16 protein-coding genes are annotated in these 17,617 nt (G+C 63.8%); 3 read left to right on the top strand and 13 right to left on the bottom strand.

Annotated features, from left to right (window positions below):
• Positions 1-265: 265 nt before the first annotated feature.
• Both ACODSR_RS05385 and ACODSR_RS05380 read left to right on the top strand, forming a co-directional pair.
• The gene (locus ACODSR_RS05385) at positions 266-709 is read left to right on the top strand and encodes a hypothetical protein (protein ID WP_489074628.1); all 444 of its coding nucleotides are present in this window, start codon (positions 266-268) and stop codon (positions 707-709) included.
• A 97-nt stretch (positions 710-806) separates the two neighbouring features.
• Positions 807-1,688 carry a UTP--glucose-1-phosphate uridylyltransferase gene (locus tag ACODSR_RS05380; protein ID WP_489074626.1) on the top strand — a complete coding sequence of 294 codons (882 nt, stop codon included), beginning with the start codon at positions 807-809 and terminating at the stop codon, positions 1,686-1,688.
• 52 nt (positions 1,689-1,740) lie between these two features.
• On the opposite strand, the gene ssb is transcribed toward ACODSR_RS05380, so the two are convergent.
• From ssb to ACODSR_RS05355, 5 genes are all read right to left on the bottom strand, one after another.
• Positions 1,741-2,304, bottom strand: a complete 564-nt coding sequence (gene ssb, locus ACODSR_RS05375; protein ID WP_119746906.1) for a single-stranded DNA-binding protein — start codon at positions 2,302-2,304, stop codon at positions 1,741-1,743.
• A gap of 29 nt (positions 2,305-2,333) precedes the next feature.
• The gene (feoB, locus tag ACODSR_RS05370) at positions 2,334-4,193 is read right to left on the bottom strand and encodes a ferrous iron transporter B (protein WP_489074415.1); all 1,860 of its coding nucleotides are present in this window, start codon (positions 4,191-4,193) and stop codon (positions 2,334-2,336) included.
• Positions 4,190-4,444, bottom strand: a complete 255-nt coding sequence (locus ACODSR_RS05365) for a FeoA family protein (RefSeq protein WP_489074413.1) — start codon at positions 4,442-4,444, stop codon at positions 4,190-4,192. The genes feoB and ACODSR_RS05365 overlap by 4 nt, the downstream gene beginning before the upstream one ends.
• Positions 4,445-4,533: 89 nt before the next feature.
• Entirely contained in the window at positions 4,534-5,196 is a 663-nt protein-coding gene (locus tag ACODSR_RS05360) for a COQ9 family protein (protein ID WP_489074411.1), read from the bottom strand.
• Positions 5,197-5,382: 186 nt separating this feature from the next.
• Positions 5,383-6,264 (bottom strand): DMT family transporter, encoded by an 882-nt coding sequence (locus ACODSR_RS05355; RefSeq protein ID WP_489074409.1) that lies wholly within the window; start codon positions 6,262-6,264, stop codon positions 5,383-5,385.
• Between the two features lie 69 nt (positions 6,265-6,333).
• Here ACODSR_RS05355 and ACODSR_RS05350 point away from each other — a divergent pair, with 69 nt between their 5' ends.
• The gene (locus tag ACODSR_RS05350; protein ID WP_489074407.1) at positions 6,334-7,428 is read left to right on the top strand and encodes an alkene reductase; all 1,095 of its coding nucleotides are present in this window, start codon (positions 6,334-6,336) and stop codon (positions 7,426-7,428) included.
• 599 nt (positions 7,429-8,027) lie between these two features.
• Here the strand turns inward: ACODSR_RS05350 and ribH are convergent.
• From ribH to ACODSR_RS05310, 8 genes are all read right to left on the bottom strand, one after another.
• Positions 8,028-8,450 (bottom strand): 6,7-dimethyl-8-ribityllumazine synthase, encoded by a 423-nt coding sequence (ribH, locus tag ACODSR_RS05345; protein WP_489074405.1) that lies wholly within the window; start codon positions 8,448-8,450, stop codon positions 8,028-8,030.
• 10 nt (positions 8,451-8,460) lie between these two features.
• On the bottom strand, positions 8,461-9,741 hold the full coding sequence (gene ribB, locus ACODSR_RS05340) for a 3,4-dihydroxy-2-butanone-4-phosphate synthase (protein ID WP_489074403.1): 1,281 nt from the start codon (positions 9,739-9,741) through the stop codon (positions 8,461-8,463).
• Positions 9,742-9,877: 136 nt separating this feature from the next.
• Positions 9,878-10,486: a riboflavin synthase gene (locus tag ACODSR_RS05335; RefSeq protein WP_489074401.1), complete on the bottom strand. Its 609-nt coding sequence runs from the start codon at positions 10,484-10,486 to the stop codon at positions 9,878-9,880.
• A gap of 134 nt (positions 10,487-10,620) precedes the next feature.
• The gene (ribD, locus tag ACODSR_RS05330) at positions 10,621-11,574 is read right to left on the bottom strand and encodes a bifunctional diaminohydroxyphosphoribosylaminopyrimidine deaminase/5-amino-6-(5-phosphoribosylamino)uracil reductase RibD (protein WP_489074624.1); all 954 of its coding nucleotides are present in this window, start codon (positions 11,572-11,574) and stop codon (positions 10,621-10,623) included.
• 35 nt (positions 11,575-11,609) lie between these two features.
• Entirely contained in the window at positions 11,610-12,071 is a 462-nt protein-coding gene (locus ACODSR_RS05325) for a hypothetical protein (RefSeq protein ID WP_489074399.1), read from the bottom strand.
• A 176-nt stretch (positions 12,072-12,247) separates the two neighbouring features.
• The gene (locus ACODSR_RS05320; protein WP_489074397.1) at positions 12,248-12,970 is read right to left on the bottom strand and encodes an energy transducer TonB; all 723 of its coding nucleotides are present in this window, start codon (positions 12,968-12,970) and stop codon (positions 12,248-12,250) included.
• A 117-nt stretch (positions 12,971-13,087) separates the two neighbouring features.
• On the bottom strand, positions 13,088-14,353 hold the full coding sequence (locus ACODSR_RS05315; protein ID WP_489074395.1) for a DUF445 domain-containing protein: 1,266 nt from the start codon (positions 14,351-14,353) through the stop codon (positions 13,088-13,090).
• A gap of 59 nt (positions 14,354-14,412) precedes the next feature.
• A complete protein-coding gene (locus ACODSR_RS05310) occupies positions 14,413-17,577 on the bottom strand; it encodes an efflux RND transporter permease subunit (protein ID WP_489074394.1) in 3,165 nt (1,054 codons plus the stop codon).
• Positions 17,578-17,617 lie beyond the last annotated feature (40 nt).

Raw genomic sequence — 17,617 nt, 5'->3', positions numbered from 1 at the left:
CCCGACCTCCCACAGAGTGTATCCTGAATGGGAGGTCGGGTGGGGGTGAGGGCTGGTGCGGCAACCGAAATGCGCTCTTCCGCGCATTTCGAGACAGCCTCTAAGCCATAGCGCTTTCGGCTCGCCGCCTATATTGCACAATTTCCGATGTGCCGTGCCACCGCCGCGAGCGATGGTGCCTGCCACTCTGGCCTATCCGGCCCCGCCTGCGCAGGACAGAGGGCGATAAGGAGAATGGGGCGTGGGCGTACATCTGGTTGCGGATATGAGTGGAAAAACGGTGTCGGATTATGCGCCGGAGGATGCGGCGTTGCTGTGCGCGGTCGGGCGGCTGGTGTGCGCCTGGACGATGCTGGAACAGAGTCTGGAAACCAAGATCGGCCTGATGCGCGAGAAGATGGGCGACATTCGCACCGTCGGCGCGCGCACCCGCCCGTCCATGGCCAAGCTGATGACCGAATTGCGCACGATGGTGGCGATGCGTGACCGGCGCAATGCCAGCGCGCTGACCGAAATCGCGGCGATCGAGCGCGACATCCAGCGGATCGACCGCTTTCGCGCGCTGATCATCCAGGGCTTTCATCAGCCCCAGCCAGGCGGATTTATTTGTCGCGATCAACGCAATATCCATCAATTTGTCACATTTGAGCAACTTGATCAGGAAATAGGCGATCTGGAAACGGTCGCGAACCGCTTGCTTGCAGTATAGGGTGCAGCGCACACAGCAAATTCTGGCCGAGCGCTTGACCTTTTTCGCATGTGCGGCAAATCATATATGGCCGTGGGGGCCGGGTTAAGGGGAGTCCATCTTGAATAAGCCGATTCGCAAAGCCGTTTTTCCTGTCGCTGGGCTGGGCACGCGCTTTTTGCCCGCGACCAAATCAGTGCCCAAGGAATTGCTGCCGGTCGTCGACCGTCCGCTGATCCAATATGCGGTCGACGAAGCGCGCGAGGCGGGCATCGAGCAGATGATCTTCGTCACCGGGCGCGGCAAGGGCGCGATCGAGGATTATTTCGATATCGCCTTCGAGTGCGAGACGTTGCAGCGCGAACGCGGCAAGGATCTGTCCGCGCTGGAAGGGACGCGGCTTGCACCAGGCAATGCGGTGTTCCTGCGCCAGCAGGAATCACTGGGTCTGGGCCACGCGATCTGGTGCGCGCGCGACATTATCGGCGATGAGCCGTTTGCAATCCTGCTGCCCGACGAGTTCATGAAGGGCGTGCCGGGCAATGGCTGCATGAAGCAGATGGTCGACGCTTATGACAAGGTCGGCGGCAATCTGGTCTGCGCGCTGGAAATCCCGATGGAACAGACGCCCAGCTATGGCGTGATCGATCCGGGCGTCCGCGATGGCGTGCTGACGGAGGTGAAGGGGCTGGTCGAAAAACCCGCTGCGGGGACCGCACCGTCCAACCTGATCCTGCCGGGCCGCTATATCCTGCAACCCGATGTCATGAAAATATTGGAAACGCAGGAAAAAGGCGCAGGCGGCGAAATCCAGCTGACCGACGCGATGGCAGCGCTGATCGGCAAGCAGCCGTTCCACGGCGTGACCTTCGACGGTCGCCGCTTCGATTGCGGGTCAAAGGCCGGCTATATCGAGGCCAATCTGGCGCTGGCGCTGGAGCGGGATGATCTGCGCGATCATATCCGCGCCTTCGCGACCGAAGAACTGGCACGCGGCTGATAAAAAAAGGGGCGGTCACCACCGCCCCTTTTTGTAAAACGCATCGTGTCGATCAGAACGGCACTTCGTCGTCCAGATCATTGTCGAAATTGGGGCTGCCTGCGCTGCCGCGACCGCCGCTCGATGCGCCGCCGCCCGACGAACGCCCGCCGCCAAAGCCGCCGCCGCTATTGCCGCCGCCAAAATCATCATAGCCGCCCGACGATGCGCCCCAGTCGCTCACGCCCTGCTGCGACCGGCCACCGCCCTGCCCGCCGCCACCGGGGGCGCCGTCCAGCATGGTCAGGACTGCGCCCGGACCCTGGACCATGACTTCGGTCGAATAACGGTCATTGCCGCTCTGATCCTGCCATTTGCGGGTGCGCAGCTGACCTTCGATATAGATTTTGGAACCTTTGCGCAGGAAACGCTCGGCGACGCCGACCAGCCCTTCGCCGCCGATGACAACAGTATGCCATTCGGTGCGTTCCTTCTTCTCGCCCGTATTGCGATCCTTCCAGCTTTCGGACGTGGCGATGCGCAGATTGCATATTTTGCCGCCGTTCTGGAAGCTCTTGACCTCCGGGTCGGCGCCCAGATTGCCGACCAGAATGACCTTGTTGACCGAGCCTGCCATGATTCCTCCGAAACGCGTTAAGCGGCCCCTTATAGTCCTGCGGCGGTCGCAGTCCAGTAAGTGACGCCCGCAGCGACATAAGCCAGCACGAACAGATAGCCGAGCATGAACAGCGGCCATTTCCAGCCATTGGTTTCACGCCGGGTGACCGCGATGGTCGAAATGCACTGGGGCGCGAAGATGAACCAGGCGAGGAAGGCCAGCGCGGTGGGCAGCGGCCACTGGTCTTTCAGCCGGTCGCCAAGGCTGCGTTCCAGCAGCGCCTCGTCATCGCCCGCGTCGATCGAATAAACGGTGGCCAGCGCCGACACGGCGACTTCGCGCGCCGCCATCGCCGGGATCAGGGCAAGCGAAATATCGCGGTTGAAACCGATCGGCTCCAATATGACGTTGAGGCCGCCCGCTATCCGCCCCGCGATGGAATAATCGACCTGACTGACGGCGCTGCCTTCGGGCGGCTTGGGGTAGGAGAGCAGCACCCACAATATCACGGTGGAGGTGAAGATGATCGTGCCGGCGCGTTTCAGGAAAATGATCGCGCGCTGCCATAGGCCGAGTAAAATATCCTGCGGCCGGGGCCATTGATATTTGGGCATTTCCATCAGGAAGCCGCCGCTGGTGCCCTTGGTCACGGTCATGCGCAGGATCAGCGCCACCAGCATCGCGCCGATGATGCCCGCGACATAGAGGCAGAAGAGGACGAAGCCCTGCAAACCGATGCCGGGGCCAATGTCGCGTGCCGGGATGAAGGCGCCGATGATGACGGCATAGACGGGCAGCCGCGCCGAACAGGTCATCAGCGGGGCGATGAGGATCGTGGTCAGCCGGTCCTTGGGATCGGCGATCGTCCGGGTCGCCATGATGCCGGGAATGGCGCAGGCGAAGGAGGAGAGCAAAGGAATGAACGCCCGGCCCGACAGGCCGACCTTCGCCATGATGCCATCCATCAGGAAGGCAGCGCGGACCATATAGCCGGTCGCCTCCAGCATCAGGATGAAGAAGAAGAGGATGAGGATCTGCGGCAGGAACACCACCACTGACCCCACGCCGTTGATGACGCCGTCGACCAGGAAGGATCGCAGCATCCCGTCGGGCAGGGCGTCGCGCGCGGCGTTGGCGGCGCCTTCGGCCAGCCCCTCGATCATCGCGATCGGCGCTTCGGACCAGGCATAGACCGCCTGAAACATGACGAACAGCAGGCCGAGCAACAGCAGCAGCCCGAACACCGGATGCAGCGCCACGCGATCGACGGCGGCGGTCAGGCGGCGCGAGGGGGTTTCACGCACGATGGCAGCGCGGGCGATGCGGCGGGCTTCGCCGCGCACCGCATCGAAATCGCGTTCTGGCGGCAGGGCTTTGGCCTCCGGCGCGGCGCTGCCCAGCAGGCCGCCCAGTTCCTCGCGCAGATGATCGAGTCCGCGCTTGCGCACCGCGACGGTCGCGATCACCGGCACGCCCAGTTCGCGCGCCAGCACGGCTGCGTCCAGTTCCAGCCCATCGCGGGTGGCAAGGTCCACCATGTTGAGCGCCACGATCGTCGGCAGGCCGAGCGCGATCAGCTCCAGCGCGAATCGCAGATGATTGTCGAGGTTGGACGCATCGACCACGATCACCAGCGCGTCGGGTCGCCTTTCGCCCGCCTGCCGACCCATCACGACGTCGCGCGTGACCTGTTCGTCAGGGCTGGCGGCGTTCAGGCTATAGGTGCCGGGCAGATCGACCAGTTCGACCGGCCGACCGTCGGCCAGCGCCAGCCGCCCTGCCTTGCGCTCCACCGTAACGCCGGGATAATTGCCCAGCTTCTGGCGCGCGCCGGTGAGCGCATTGAACAGCGCGCTCTTGCCAGCATTGGGATTGCCGACCAGCGCGACGAGCGGCAGCACGCTCATAGCGCGGCGTCCTGTCCGGTGCGGACGGTCACGGCGGCGGCATGATTGCGGCGCATGGCGATGGTCATGCGGCCCACCTTGCAGGCGATCGGTCCCTTGCCCCACAGGCCGCCATGGTGCAGCGCCTCGACACTCGCCCCTTCGCACAGGCCAAATTCGCGCAGCCGCTGGCCTTCCGACGGGGAAAGCGCGGACCAGTCGATCAGGTCAACAAAGGCAGGCTGGCGCAGGGGCAATTCGGTCAGGCGCACGGGAATGGATACTCACAGGGCAATTGCTGCGAGTGACTATCAATACCGATTAGGAAAGGCCAGAAGGAAATGGCGTCCGGCGCGGCAGATCATATCGCCGGGTAGCGCAGCCGCCCGATGAAACGCGCCAGGCTAAGCCGCTCGCCGCCGCCCACACCCTTGACCTGTGCCTTGAGTTTTTCGAAGCGCATGACGCCCTCGATCCGCCGGGCGAGGAAAGCGCGGCTGTCGGCATGGGCGTCGCTTTCGTCGTCCACGAACACCAGCAGCGTCGCAGCATAGACCCCCGCCAGCGTCATCCGCTTGGTATAATGGGCAAGGTCGGTGGCATTGTCGCCCGCCGCGCGCCACATGACATCGGCCGCGCGCCAGCCCAACCGGGTCGCGCGCGCTGCATTGGTCGGCATCGCAAGGATCGCGATGGCGCGGCGCAGCGCTTCGCGGTCGGGCGCAAGCAGGTCGAGCCGCGCCTCCACCAGCGCGATGATCCTGCGCCGGATCGACAGCGTATCGAGCGTTTCAGGCGGTAGCGCATCCAGCATCCGCGCATCGATGCTGGCGAACCATGCGTCGATCATATCGACCGGCCCATCGGCAAAGGCGAGCGCGGCAATGTCTGGATCGACGCCCTTTTCCGCCGCTGCCATGGCAACCGCTTCCTTGCGCCAGCCATCAAAGGCGGCATGGCGTGCCAGCACGGGCGCCAGCAGGGCGCGGATTTCATCAAGGGTCATGTCTTGAATGTCGCTCATAAGCCCAATCCAAAGTCTCATTTGATCAACCCTATTCCTCCCCTTGCAGGGGAGGTGGCAGCACGCAGTGCTGACGGAGGGGTGTCGCCCTATCGATAGCTGGACACCCCTCCGTCTGGCCTGCGGCCCGACACCTCCCCCTAGAGGGGAGGAGCAGAAGCCCGACAAAGCTGATCCGCAGCCAATCTAGGCACGCGAGGGCAGCCGCACAAGCACCAGCGCGGCGGCAACCGCCATCGTGCCTATCATATCGGTGACGCTCAGCCATTCGCCAAACAGCATCCAGCCCAGCACGGCGGAGACGGCGGGTTGCAGCAGCAGACTGAGGCCCAGCACCAGCGGGGTGAACCAGCCGATCGCATAAGTGAGCAGTCCCTGCCCGATCAACTGGCTGGTCAGCGCCAGCACCACCAGCGGGGTCCAGTCACCCGGCATGATCCGCTCGCCCAGCCACAACGCGCACAGCAGCAGCGGCGGGATGCTGAAGAGGGTGGACATCGCCAGCACCGACCAGCTGTCCAGCCGCCCCCGCACCCCCTGCACGATCAGCAAATAGGCCGCATAGAGCGCGCCCGCGAGCAGGCAGAGCAGGTCGCCATGGAGATAGCGCGGCGAGAGTTCATAGCTGCCCCCCATCATCACCGCCGCGCCCGCTGCGGCGAGAGTGAGCGCAATCGCCTGCATCCGCGTTGGCCGCTGGCGCAGCACGACCAGCCCCCAGATCGGCAGCATCAGCCCGCTCATATTGCCGAATATCGTGGCATTGGTGATTTTGGTGTAGAGAATGCCGATATGCCAGGCGGCGAGATCCGCCGCGAAGAACAGCCCGGACCAGACCAGCGCGCCCCATTCGCGGATCGTCGGCGCGGTGCGGCGCAGCCCCGGCAGCGCCAGCAGGATGAGGAAAGGCAGGGCCAGCGTCAGCCGCCAGAAAGCCGCCGCCACCGGTCCGACATCGGCCAGTCGCACCAGCACCGGACCAAGCGGCAGGATGAGATTTGCCAATATGAGTGCGGGAAATGCGAATTTGGGCATATCCGCGCGCATGATAGGGGTTGAACTGGTCATGGCGGCTTCCTAGCTGGCCTTCAGCATCAAGTCCCGTTGCAATTTGCAACTTTGATCAAGGGAGATTTCATGTCCAGCCTGTTCAAGCCTGTCCAGATCGGCGCCATCACCGCCCCCAACCGCACCATCATGGCGCCGCTGACCCGTGGCCGCGCCACCCGCGATCATGTGCCGACCCCGATCATGATCGACTATTACCGCCAGCGCGCCGGCGCGGGCCTGATCATCAGCGAAGCGACGGGCATTTCGCGCCAGGGGCTGGGCTGGCCCTATGCGCCGGGCATCTGGTCGGACGAACAGGTCGCCGCCTGGCAGCCGGTGGCGCAGGCCGTGCATGAGGCAGGTGGACGGATCATCGTCCAGCTCTGGCATATGGGGCGGCAGGTCCATTCGAGCGTGACCGGCGAGCAGCCGGTGTCGTCCAGCGCGACGGCGACGGCGGGCGACGCCCATACCTATGAAGGCAAAGCGCCCTTCGAGACCGCTCGTCCGCTCAGCGTCGAGGAGATACAAGGCCTGATCGACACCTATGTCACCGCCGCGCGCAACGCGATCCGCGCCGGGTTTGACGGAGTGCAGATCCATGCGGCCAACGGCTATCTGATCGACCAGTTCCTGCGCGACAACGCCAATTTCCGCACGGACCAATATGGCGGCAGCATCGAAAATCGCGTCCGGCTGCTGGCGGAAGTGACGCAGGCAGTGGCCGATGCGATCGGCGCGGACAAGGTGTCGGTGCGCCTGTCGCCCAACGGCGATTCGCAGGGTGTGAATGACAGCAACCCTGGGCCGCTGTTCGCCCATGCGGCGCAGGTGCTCGACGCCATCGGCATCGCTTCGCTCGAACTGCGCGAACCGGGACCGGACGGCACGTTCGGCAAGACCGACGTGCCACGCCAGTCGCCGCTCATCCGCCAGCATTTCAAAGGACCGCTGATCTTGAACAGCGATTATGACAAGCAACGGGCGCAGGCCGACCTGGAGAGCGGCCTGGCCGACGCGATCAGCTTTGGCCGCCCCTTCATGGCCAATCCCGACCTGGTGGAACGGCTGGGCAGCGATGCGCCGTTGAACCCGATCAAGGGGATGGAAACCTGGTACGGACCGGGGGAGCAGGGCTATATCGACTACCCAGCGCTGGCCGAAGAACGCGCCACGGCGTAACCACATTACCCGTCATCCCCGCGAAAGCGGGGACCCAACGTGCCGCCGCCAATCCAGCTGCGTAACGAGACCTGGGTTCCCGCCTGCGCGGGAATGACGGGTGTTTTCCGAGTTTTCCGGCGCTCTACTTACAATCCTCCCCTGTAAGGGGGGTGGATGGCCGAAGGCCAGACGGAGAGGTGTCGATGCTATCGTGAGGGTGACACCCCTCCACCATTCGCTTCGCGAACGGTCCCCCTCCCCCGATGGGGAGGAATTTTCGTCTCTTATACCAAGGTGCAATGATCACGACCCATTAGGCTCCTCCCCTTGAGGGCAGGGGAATCGCATATGAGGTTCCGTTATCCCACTAACGTCATGCTGAACTCGTTTCAGCATCCATCGTGCCCAAAAAGCTGCGGTTCGAGACGAGAAATGGATCCTGAAATAAATTCAGGATGACGATGGAGGAAGGAACAGTTCCATATGCGATAGCCCTGCCCTTGAGGAGGAGGTTGGGTGGGGGTGTACTGCCGCCAGTATGGGACGCGCGGCTTCGCCTTGCTCCCCCTCCCCCTCAAGGGGGAGGGGAGATGAGTTACAATCACAGCACTGTGGTATTACGCCCCGAAGCGTTCGCGCAGGGACAGCATCGCGATGGCGGCCTTGGCCGCTTCGCCGCCCTTGTCCTTTTCGGTCCGCTTGGCGCGGGTCAGTGCCTGCGCTTCATTTTCCACCGTCAAAATGCCGTTGCCGATGGCGATCGCGTCCATGCTGAGCGCCATCAGGCCGCGCGCGCTTTCGTTCGACACGACTTCGAAATGATAGGTTTCGCCACGGATCACCACGCCGATGGCGATAAAGCCATCATAGCGGCCGCTTTCCGCCGCCAGCGCGATCGCGCCGGGGATTTCCAGCGCACCAGGCACCGTCACCACCTCATATTTATGCCCAGCGTCATCGAGCGCGGCTTTCGCCCCCTCGATCAGCAGGTCGTTGAGATGGTCGTAGAAGCGCGCTTCGACGATCAGGAATTTGGCCATGATAAATCCTTTACAGCTCGATCGGCCGTTGCCCAACCACGGCCAGGTCATAGCCGTCAAGCGCGATCAGGCTGTGATGGCTGTTGGTCAGCAGGACCATGTCATGCACGCCCAGTTCCGACAATATCTGTGCGCCCGCGCCATAATTGCGCAGTTCGTCCATGTCGCCAACGGCGATGCCGGCATTTTGCTGGAGCATCCGGGTGAGAATGTCGGGTTCGTCGCCGTGCAGCAGGACGATGATGCCCGCGCCTTCCGCGCTGATGATCTCCATGGAGCGTTGCAGCAGGCCGGAACGCGGCCCTATTTTGCCGAACGTATCGCTTAGCGGCGCAAACTGGTGCATCCGCACCAATGTCGGCTTGTCGGGATCAACATTGCCCTTTTGCATGACCAGTTGCTCGGTCTGGGTCGCCTTGTTGTAGAAGCTGATCGCCTTCCAGTCGCCGCCCCATGCGCTCTGAAACACGGTTTCGGCGCGGCGTTCGACGATATGGTCGTGGCGACGGCGATAGGCGATGAGGTCGCGGATCGTGCCGATCTTCATCTTGTGCTTGGCGGCAAAGGGGATGAGGTCGTCGAGGCGCGCCATCGTGCCGTCATCCTTCATCACTTCGCAAATGACGCCGGACGGGTTGAGGCCCGCCAGTCGCGCCACGTCCACCGCTGCCTCGGTATGGCCGGTGCGCACCAGCACACCGCCATCCTTGGCCACCAGCGGAAAGACATGGCCCGGCGTCACAATGTCCGCCTTGCCCTTCGACCCGTCGATCGCGACGGAAATGGTGCGGGCGCGGTCGGCTGCGCTGATGCCGGTGGTCACACCCTCGCGCGCCTCGATCGACACGGTGAAGGCGGTTTCGTGCCGGGTGCCGTTGTTGCGGCTCATGAGACCCAGGCCCAGCTCATCGACACGGCCCTTGGTCAGCGCCAGGCAGATGAGGCCGCGGCCATGGGTGGCCATGAAATTGATGGCGTCGGGGGTCGCCATCTGCGCCGGGATGACCAGGTCGCCCTCATTTTCGCGATCCTCATCGTCAACCAGGATGAACATGCGGCCGTTGCGGGCTTCGTTGATGATTTCTTCGGGGCTGGCCAGCGCAGTGCCGCCCTCGCGCTTGAGCAGATAGGCCTCCAGCTTGCCCAACGTGTCGGCGGTCGGGTTCCAATCGCCTTCGCCCAGCTTGCGCAGCGAATTGGCGTGCAGGCCAGCAGCACGGGCCAGGCCGGATCGCGACATGCCGCCATCGCTGACGAGGCTGCGGACGGTATCAATAAGGGCAGAGGACATGGCAAACGACTCCTTCCCGAACGCCGGGATGGGTCATATATCACATTGCAATGTGACTATATCAAGGGGCAATCACATTGTACTGATTTTTACTGGCGTGATTTTCGAGTCGTGCATTGTTCCAATTCACTCAAAATCACTTGGTGCGAGCACTCATCATCCGGTCAAGATAGCGGGCGAGGATATCAATCTCCAGATTGAAAGCCCGCCCCTGCGACAGCGCGTCCAGGGTCGTTTCAGCCGCCGTATGCGGGATGATGTTCAGGCCGAAATGGACGCTGCCATCGGGTTGATCCTCGACGCTGTTCACGGTCAACGAAATACCGTCCAGCGTGATCGACCCCTTGGCCGCAAGCGACGCGGCCAGCGCGGCAGGCGCGGCAACGACCAGCCGGATCGAATCGCCTTGTGGCGTGGCGGACACCAGATGGCCCACGCCATCGACATGGCCGGTGACAATATGCCCGCCCAACTCATCGCCGACCTTGAGCGCGCGCTCCAGATTGAGCCGACCGTTCAGCGCCCACAGGCCGGGCGCGGTGCGCGCCACGGTTTCCGCCGACAGATCGACCGCGAACCAGTCCGCGCCCTTTTCCACCACGGTCAGGCAGGCCCCCGAACAGGCGATCGACGCGCCGATCGCGACCGACGCCATGTCATAAGCGCTACCGATGACCAGCCGCAGGTCGCCGCGCTGCTCCGCCTGGCGGATGGTGCCGATGTCGGTGATGATGCCGGTGAACATAGGTCGAAATCCAATTGTCCGCTCGCCCTGAGCGAAGTCGAAGGGCTGCGCCGAACGCAGTGAGGTGCCTTGGCTTGCGCTCAGGCGAAGGCTTCGACTTCGCTCAGCCCGAACGGGATGAGTTGTTCGTTCCTCTAAGCGCTCGACACCGCCTCGTAAACCTCCAGCCGATCGACCCCTAAACGCCGTTCGTCGGTCAGCCGCCAGCGGCCATGCGCATGGGCCAGGTCCATCAGGCCAATGTCGCCAATCCCCGCCAGCCCCGCGCCGATGATGATGGGTGCGCGATAGAGCAGCAGCCGGTCGACCAGCCCCGCGCGCAGAAAGGCTGCGGCCGTTTCCGCGCCCCCCTCCACCAGCAGATGATCGACCCGGTCGAGCGCCGCAATCTCTTGCGGCGCGCCGATCCGTACCCAGCCATCGGGCGCATCGCTCCTGCTGAGCAATATCCGGCGCGGCGACCGATCCTCCAGCCCAGCCAGCCGCACGTCCAGCCCCGGCGCATCGGCGCGCAGCGTGCCGCCGCCCACCAATATCGCGTCGTGCCGCGCCCGCTCGACATGGGCATGGGCGCGCGCATCCGGCCCGGTGATCCAGCGGCTGGAGCCGTCCGCCAACGCGATTCTCCCGTCGAGCGAGAGGCCGAGTTTCAGCGTCACATGCGGCCGCCCGCGCGTCTGGCGCAGCACGAAACCCGCCATGGCGCGCGCAGCTTCGTCTGCCAGCAGTCCCATCTCGACCGTGATGCCGCGTTCACGCAGCCAGGCCGCGCCCTGCCCGTCGGTGCGCGGATCGGGATCGCGCAGCGCGATCACCACCCGCGCCACCCCGGCACGCGCCATCAGGTCGGCACAGCGCGGCCCGCGCGGCGACAGATGAAAACAGGGCTCCAGCGTCACATAGGCCGTCGCTCCATGGGCCTGCTCCATCGCCTGCCCCAGCGCCTGCGCTTCGGCGTGAGGGCGGCCACCCTTTTGCGTCCAGCCACGTCCCACCACATGGCCGTCCCGCACGATCAGGCAGCCCACATTGGGATTGGGGGTAGAAAGCCCGCGCCCGCGCCCCGACAGCGCGATGGCAGCGGCCATGAAGCGCCGGTCGGCGGCGAGCGTCGACAACTGGCTCAGGGCTTGGCGACTTCCGGTTGCACGCCCGGCTTGTTCTCAGCCTCCGCCTTCACCAGGCGCTGGTCGAGCATGGCGTTGATCTGCTTGACCGCTTCCTTGCGCCGGGCGGTATTGCGCGCCTCATCCTTGCGCCAGTCGATGCCGAACGCATCGGCGATCTTCTGCATCTCCACCTGATTTTTCTGCAATATGGCGTCGCGCCGGGCCAGATCCATCTTCTGTTGCAGGATGATCGCCGCATCGCTGCGATTCGCGTCCCAGCTCTGGACATAGATGATCTTGTTGCGCGTCGGCATGGTGTTGGTGTTGGCGTCGGTGATGAAGGTCCACACAATCACCCAGGTGAACGCCATGGAAACGCCCAGCAGCGGCCATTTATGCTTACGCGGCTGGCGGAAATAGCCCCACAGATCGCCAAGCGCGCTCTTGGGGGAAACGGGACGGGGAAAAATCGCCATGGCGTTCCTATAGTGCAGGCCGCGCCCGGATGCAAAAGGGTGGTGCGTGAACGATCCTCCCCTGCAAGGGGAGGTGTCGGGCCGCAGGCCAGACGGAGGGGTGTCGCCCTATCGAGAGGGCGACACCCCTCCACCGGCTTCGCCGGTCCCCCTCCCCTTCCAGGGGAGGAATGGCGTTACCGGTCCGTCAGAGTGAAGCGCACCGTCAATATCTTGGTCGTCGCCACTGGCACGCCATCGCGCGTGGCGGGGCGAAAGCGCCATTTGCGCAGGGCGTGGCGCTGGGTCGCGAGCCAGAAGCTCTCATCGGTCGCAGAAATCCTTGCGATGTCAGTGACGCGCCCTTCCGCACTGATTGTGACCCGCACCGTCACCGCCCCTTCCAATCCCTGACGGATCATCGCGCCGGGATAATCGGGCTGAAACTGCGACAGCGCGCGCGGATCGATACCGGCATCGACCAGCACAGGCACACGGGGCGGATCGATGGGCGGCAGGATGATGGTGGGGCCAGGATCAATCCCGTCCCCCGTCCCGGTGCCGCCGGTGATGACCGGGTCGCCCTGCGCCCCCGGCACGATCGGGTCGGTGGCGGTGGGTCGCTGCTCGGTCGGGCGCGTCTTGATCGGCTTCTCGACGGTCTGTTCGACGGGTTCAGGCGGCGGCGGATCACTGATCGGAATGTTCGTCGTCGTCAGCGGCGGTGGCGTGAAAACCGTGTCGATCACCTCCTTGGGGATCAGCAGCCACGCCCCGATCACGAGCGCATGGACAGCGATCGCCCCGCCAATGCCAGCTGGCGACCCGGTGCCGCTGCGATAGCCCGACGGTGTCGGCCTCTCGCCTGCATCTGCTATTCTCCCATGCCCGATTGCTGCCTGCATCATGCTCATCCGCATTGCCCGACTCCTCTCCAGCCCGTCCGCTGTTGGACGGTGCATGAAATGTTACATCATATTTTTATGATATGTTGCAACATCATTTTTCAGGACGTGCAGATGCTGTGCTTTCGCTACTCAGAACAGCGTGTCGAAACTATGAATGATCAGCCCCACCAACCCGCCGACCAGCGTGCCGTTGATGCGGATATATTGCAGGTCGCGGCCAACCGCGCCCTCCAGCCGGTTGGTGATGGTGCCCGCGTCCCAGCCACGCACCGTGTCGCTGACCAGCCGGACGATGGCGTCGCCATAGGTGGCGGTCGCGCCCACCGCCGCGCGGCGCACGAAGCGGTTGATGACGTGGCGCAGCCGTGCATCCTCCTGCAACGTGCCACCCAACTGGCGCAGCGCCTCGCCCAGTCGTCCGGCCATCGCCTTGCCCGGATCACGCACCGCACGCAGCAGCCCGCTGCGCGCCTGTTCCCACAATCCGTCGATCCAGCGCTGCATCGCCGGATTGTCGAGAATCTCGTCGCGGATTTGTGCCGCCTTCGCCTGCATCTCAATGTCGAACTGGAGGTCGAAGGCCAGCTTTGCCATCCCCTCCTCGGCTTTTAGGCGCAGGCTGTGACCCGGATCAGCGGCCATTTCCGCCAGCATCTTGCGCAGCCCGTCGATGATCGCATTGGCCAGATTTTCGTCCAGCCCGGTCCAGCGCAGCACCTTGCCCGCCTTGTCATGCACCATCTGGCGGATCAGATGATCATTCGCCTCCAGCGTGCGGTCGGCCCAGTGGATGATGCCGTCCATGACAGGCGCGTGGCGACCGTCGCGCATCGCCGCCTCGATCGCCTGCCCGACCAGCGGGCCGATATTGATGCCGCGCAGCCGCTGGCCGATCGCGCCCTTGACCATGCCGCCCAGCCGTTCCTGATCCAGCGCCTCCAGCATATCAGCGATCAGCCGCGACGCGCCCTCGCGCAGCCGTCCATCGCCTGCGGAGGGACTGGCCAGGAACCGCCCCGCCGCCGCCGCGACATCCATGCCGCGCATCCGCCGAGCGACGACGGCGGGGGTCAGGAAATTGTCGCGCAGGAAGATGGCCAGCGTCTCGCCGATCCGGTCCTTGTTGCGCGGGATGATCGCGGTGTGCGGGATTGGCAGGCCCAGCGGGTGACGAAACAGCGCGGTGACCGCGAACCAGTCGGCCAGACCACCGACCATCGCTGCCTCGGCAAAGGCCTGCACGAAACCGATGGCCGGGTGCAGATGCACGGTGCTGCGCGCGGCAATGAACAGCGCCGCCATCGCCAGCAACATGCCAGTGGCAAACAATCGCATCCGTCGCGCGGGATTGGGCAGGCTTTCGCCGATCGACCGGGGGACGCGGAGCAACTTCATGGCGCCCCAACGGTTACGCCGCCGTTTCGTTCAGGCAAAGCGTTGTTTTGCTGCCCGCATCACTCCGCAGGTTGCACATGCCCCGGCGCATCCTTGTCGTCGCCCGGCTTGTAGGTCAGCAGCCCCCGGCCCAGACGCGGCCCGACCCAGCTTTCGATTGCGATCGCCAGGCTGAAGGTCGCCGGCACGATCACCAGCGTCAGCACGGTCGACAGGATCAGTCCACCGATCACCGTGATGCCCATCGGCGCGCGCCAGGCACCATCGCCCGACAGCGACAGGGCGGTCGGCACCATGCCCGCGACCATTGCCACCGTCGTCATGACGATCGGCTGGGCGCGCTTGTGGCCCGCATCCACGATAGCCTCGAACTTGGGTACGCCCTTCTCCATCTCCTCCAGCGCGAAGTCGATGACGAGGATCGAGTTTTTAGCAACGATGCCGAGCAGCATCAGCAGGCCGATCAGCACCGGCATCGACACAGGCTGGCCCGCAATATGCAGCGCTATTGCGCCGCCCAGCGGAGCCAGCACCAGCGAGCCCAGATTGACGAAGGGCGGCATGATCCGCTTGTAGAGCAGCACCAGCACCGCCAGCACCAGCAGGATGCCGGAGATGACGGCGATGATGAAATTCTCGATCATCTCGCCCTGCCACTTCGCATCGCCTGCGGTGATCTGCTGCACGCCTTGCAACTTGCCTTCCTTGATCTGCTTCATGATCGGAATAGCGTTGATCTTGGCATTGGCCTGGCTGGTGACGATGCCCGGTGCCAGGTCGGCCCCGACGACGATGCGGCGAATCTGGTTGTAACGGCGAATCTGCGTTGGCCCCGCGCCAAAGCTGATGTCGGCGACCACCTTCAACGGCACCGATCCGCCGTTGATCGTGGGCACCGGCATATTTTCGATCGTGCCAATATCCTTGCGGCTATCCTCGGCAATCGACACGCGGATCGGAATCTGGCGATCGGACAGCGAGAATTTGGCGCTATTCTGGTCGATATCGCCAATCGTCGCGATGCGGATGGTCTGGCTCAGCGCAGCGGTAGTCACGCCCATGCTGGCGGCCAGGTCCAGCCGCGGCTTGATGATAATCTCCGGCCGCTGCATGTCGCCCTGAACGCGCGGGGCGCGCAACTCACGGATTTTAGCCATTTCGGCGACCAGTTCGTTGGCGGCTGCATCCAGCTTCACCGGATCGTCAGACCCGAACATCAGGATGATGTCGCGGCCAAAGCCGCCACCCGACTGCGACTGGAAATTCACCCGCGCGTCGGCGATCGTCTGGAATTTCGGCGCAATCTTGCGCTCCCAGTCCACCGAAGAGATCGGGCGATCCTTCTTGAGCGTCAGGAAAATGTCGGCACTGGTGGTTTCGATGTCGGCAAAAGCCGCATCGACCACGTCGGTGTCGGCCGCCAGCATGTCGGCGACCCGGCGGGTAATCGCCGTCGTCTGCGCCAATGTGCTGCCCGGCACGGTCTCGATCTTCACCTGGCTGAAATCGGTATTGGTGACCGGCTGGAAGGTCATGGGCAACGTCGCAAAGGCAATGATCGTTGCGACAAAGGCCAGAAAACCAAAGCCGACCGTCCACATCCGGTGATCCAGGAAAATCGCGGTAAAACGCCGCCATCCGCCTCGCGCTCGATGGGCGATGGCGCGGCGCTCATCGAGCGACCAGCGCAGCACGTCCATATAGCGGTCCATCATCCAGCCCTCGCCATGGCTCTGCGCGCCATGGGCCTTGAGGAAATAGGCCGCCAGCATCGGCGTGATCAGCCGCGCCACTGCCAGGCTCATGAGGACGGAAACGACCACGGTCATGCCGAACTGGATGAAAAACTGCCCGGAAATCCCCGGCATCAACGCGACGGGCAGGAACACCGCAACGATCGCCATGGTCGTAGCCAGCACCGCCAGACCGATTTCGTCGGCCGCATCGATCGATGCCTGATAGGCGCTTTTGCCCATGCGCATATGGCGCACGATATTCTCAATCTCCACGATCGCGTCATCGACCAGCACACCTGCCACCAGGCTCAACGCCAGCAGCGAGATGAAGTTGAGCGTAAAGCCCATCATGTCCATGAACCAGAAGGCGGGGATCGCCGACAGCGGGATGGCCAGCGCCGAAATCATCGTCGACCGCCAGTCGCGCAGGAACAGGAACACGATCACGACCGCCAGCACCGCGCCCTCAATCATCGCGGCCATCGCCGAATGATATTGGTCCTTGGTGTAATCGACGCTGGTGTAGAGCTGCTTGAAGGTGACCTTGGGGTTTTCCTTGCGCAGCTTGTCCAGCTCCTTCATCGCCTCGTCATAGACGGTGACGTCGGACGCGCCCTTGGCCTTTTCCATGCTGAAACTGGTAACCTGACGCCCGTTCATCAGCGACAGGTTGCGCTGTTCGGCATACATGTCGCGCACATCGGCAATGTCGGCCAGCTTGACCGTGCGACCGCCGGTAATGGCAATCTGGGTCGCGCCCAGATCGCGCGCATTGGCGGCATTGCCCAATACGCGGATCGACTGTTCAGCCCCGGCAATTTCGGTGCGGCCACCCGCCGCGTTCAGATTGACCTGATTAAGCTGCTGGTTGACCTGCGCGGCGGTGATGCCGAACGCCTGCAATTTGGCGGGGTCCAGAATGACGCGGATTTCGCGGCTCACCCCGCCACCGCGATTGACCGCCGCCATGCCGCTGATCGACCGCAACCGCTTGGCCACGGTATTGTCGACATACCAGGACAGCTCTTCCAGCGTCATGTCGGTCGCTTCGGCGCTGAAATAGGCGATCGGCCCGCCATCAATGTCGATGCGGGTGACCTGCGGTTCCAAAATGCCGTCGGGCAGGTCGCTGCGAATCTGGTCGACCGCGTTTTTGACGTCGTTGACGGCCCGGTCGACCGGCGTGCCGATCACGAACTGGACGTTGCTGAGTGAGCGGCCTTCGGACACGAAGGACGTGATTTCATCGACGCCGCTAATGCCGCGCACCGCCGCCTCGACCCGCTGGGTGACCTGCGTTTCCAGCTCGGTCGGGGCAGCGCCGGGCTGGCTGACGACCACGCTGACCATCGGAAAGCTGATGTCGGGATTATTGTTGATGTCCATCCGGCTGAAGCTGACGAGGCCCGCCAGCAGCAGCGCCGCGAACATCACCAGCGGCGTCACCGGATTGCGAATGGCCCAGGCCGACATATTGCGAAAATTCATGGGCTACCGCTTCCTTCGCCGGACGCAATCCGTCCTCTCA

The organism is Sphingobium sp. FG125 (assembly GCF_057809795.1).
The sequence above is the reverse complement of the archived record's forward strand: the minus strand, read 5'-3'. Positions and strand labels throughout refer to the sequence as shown.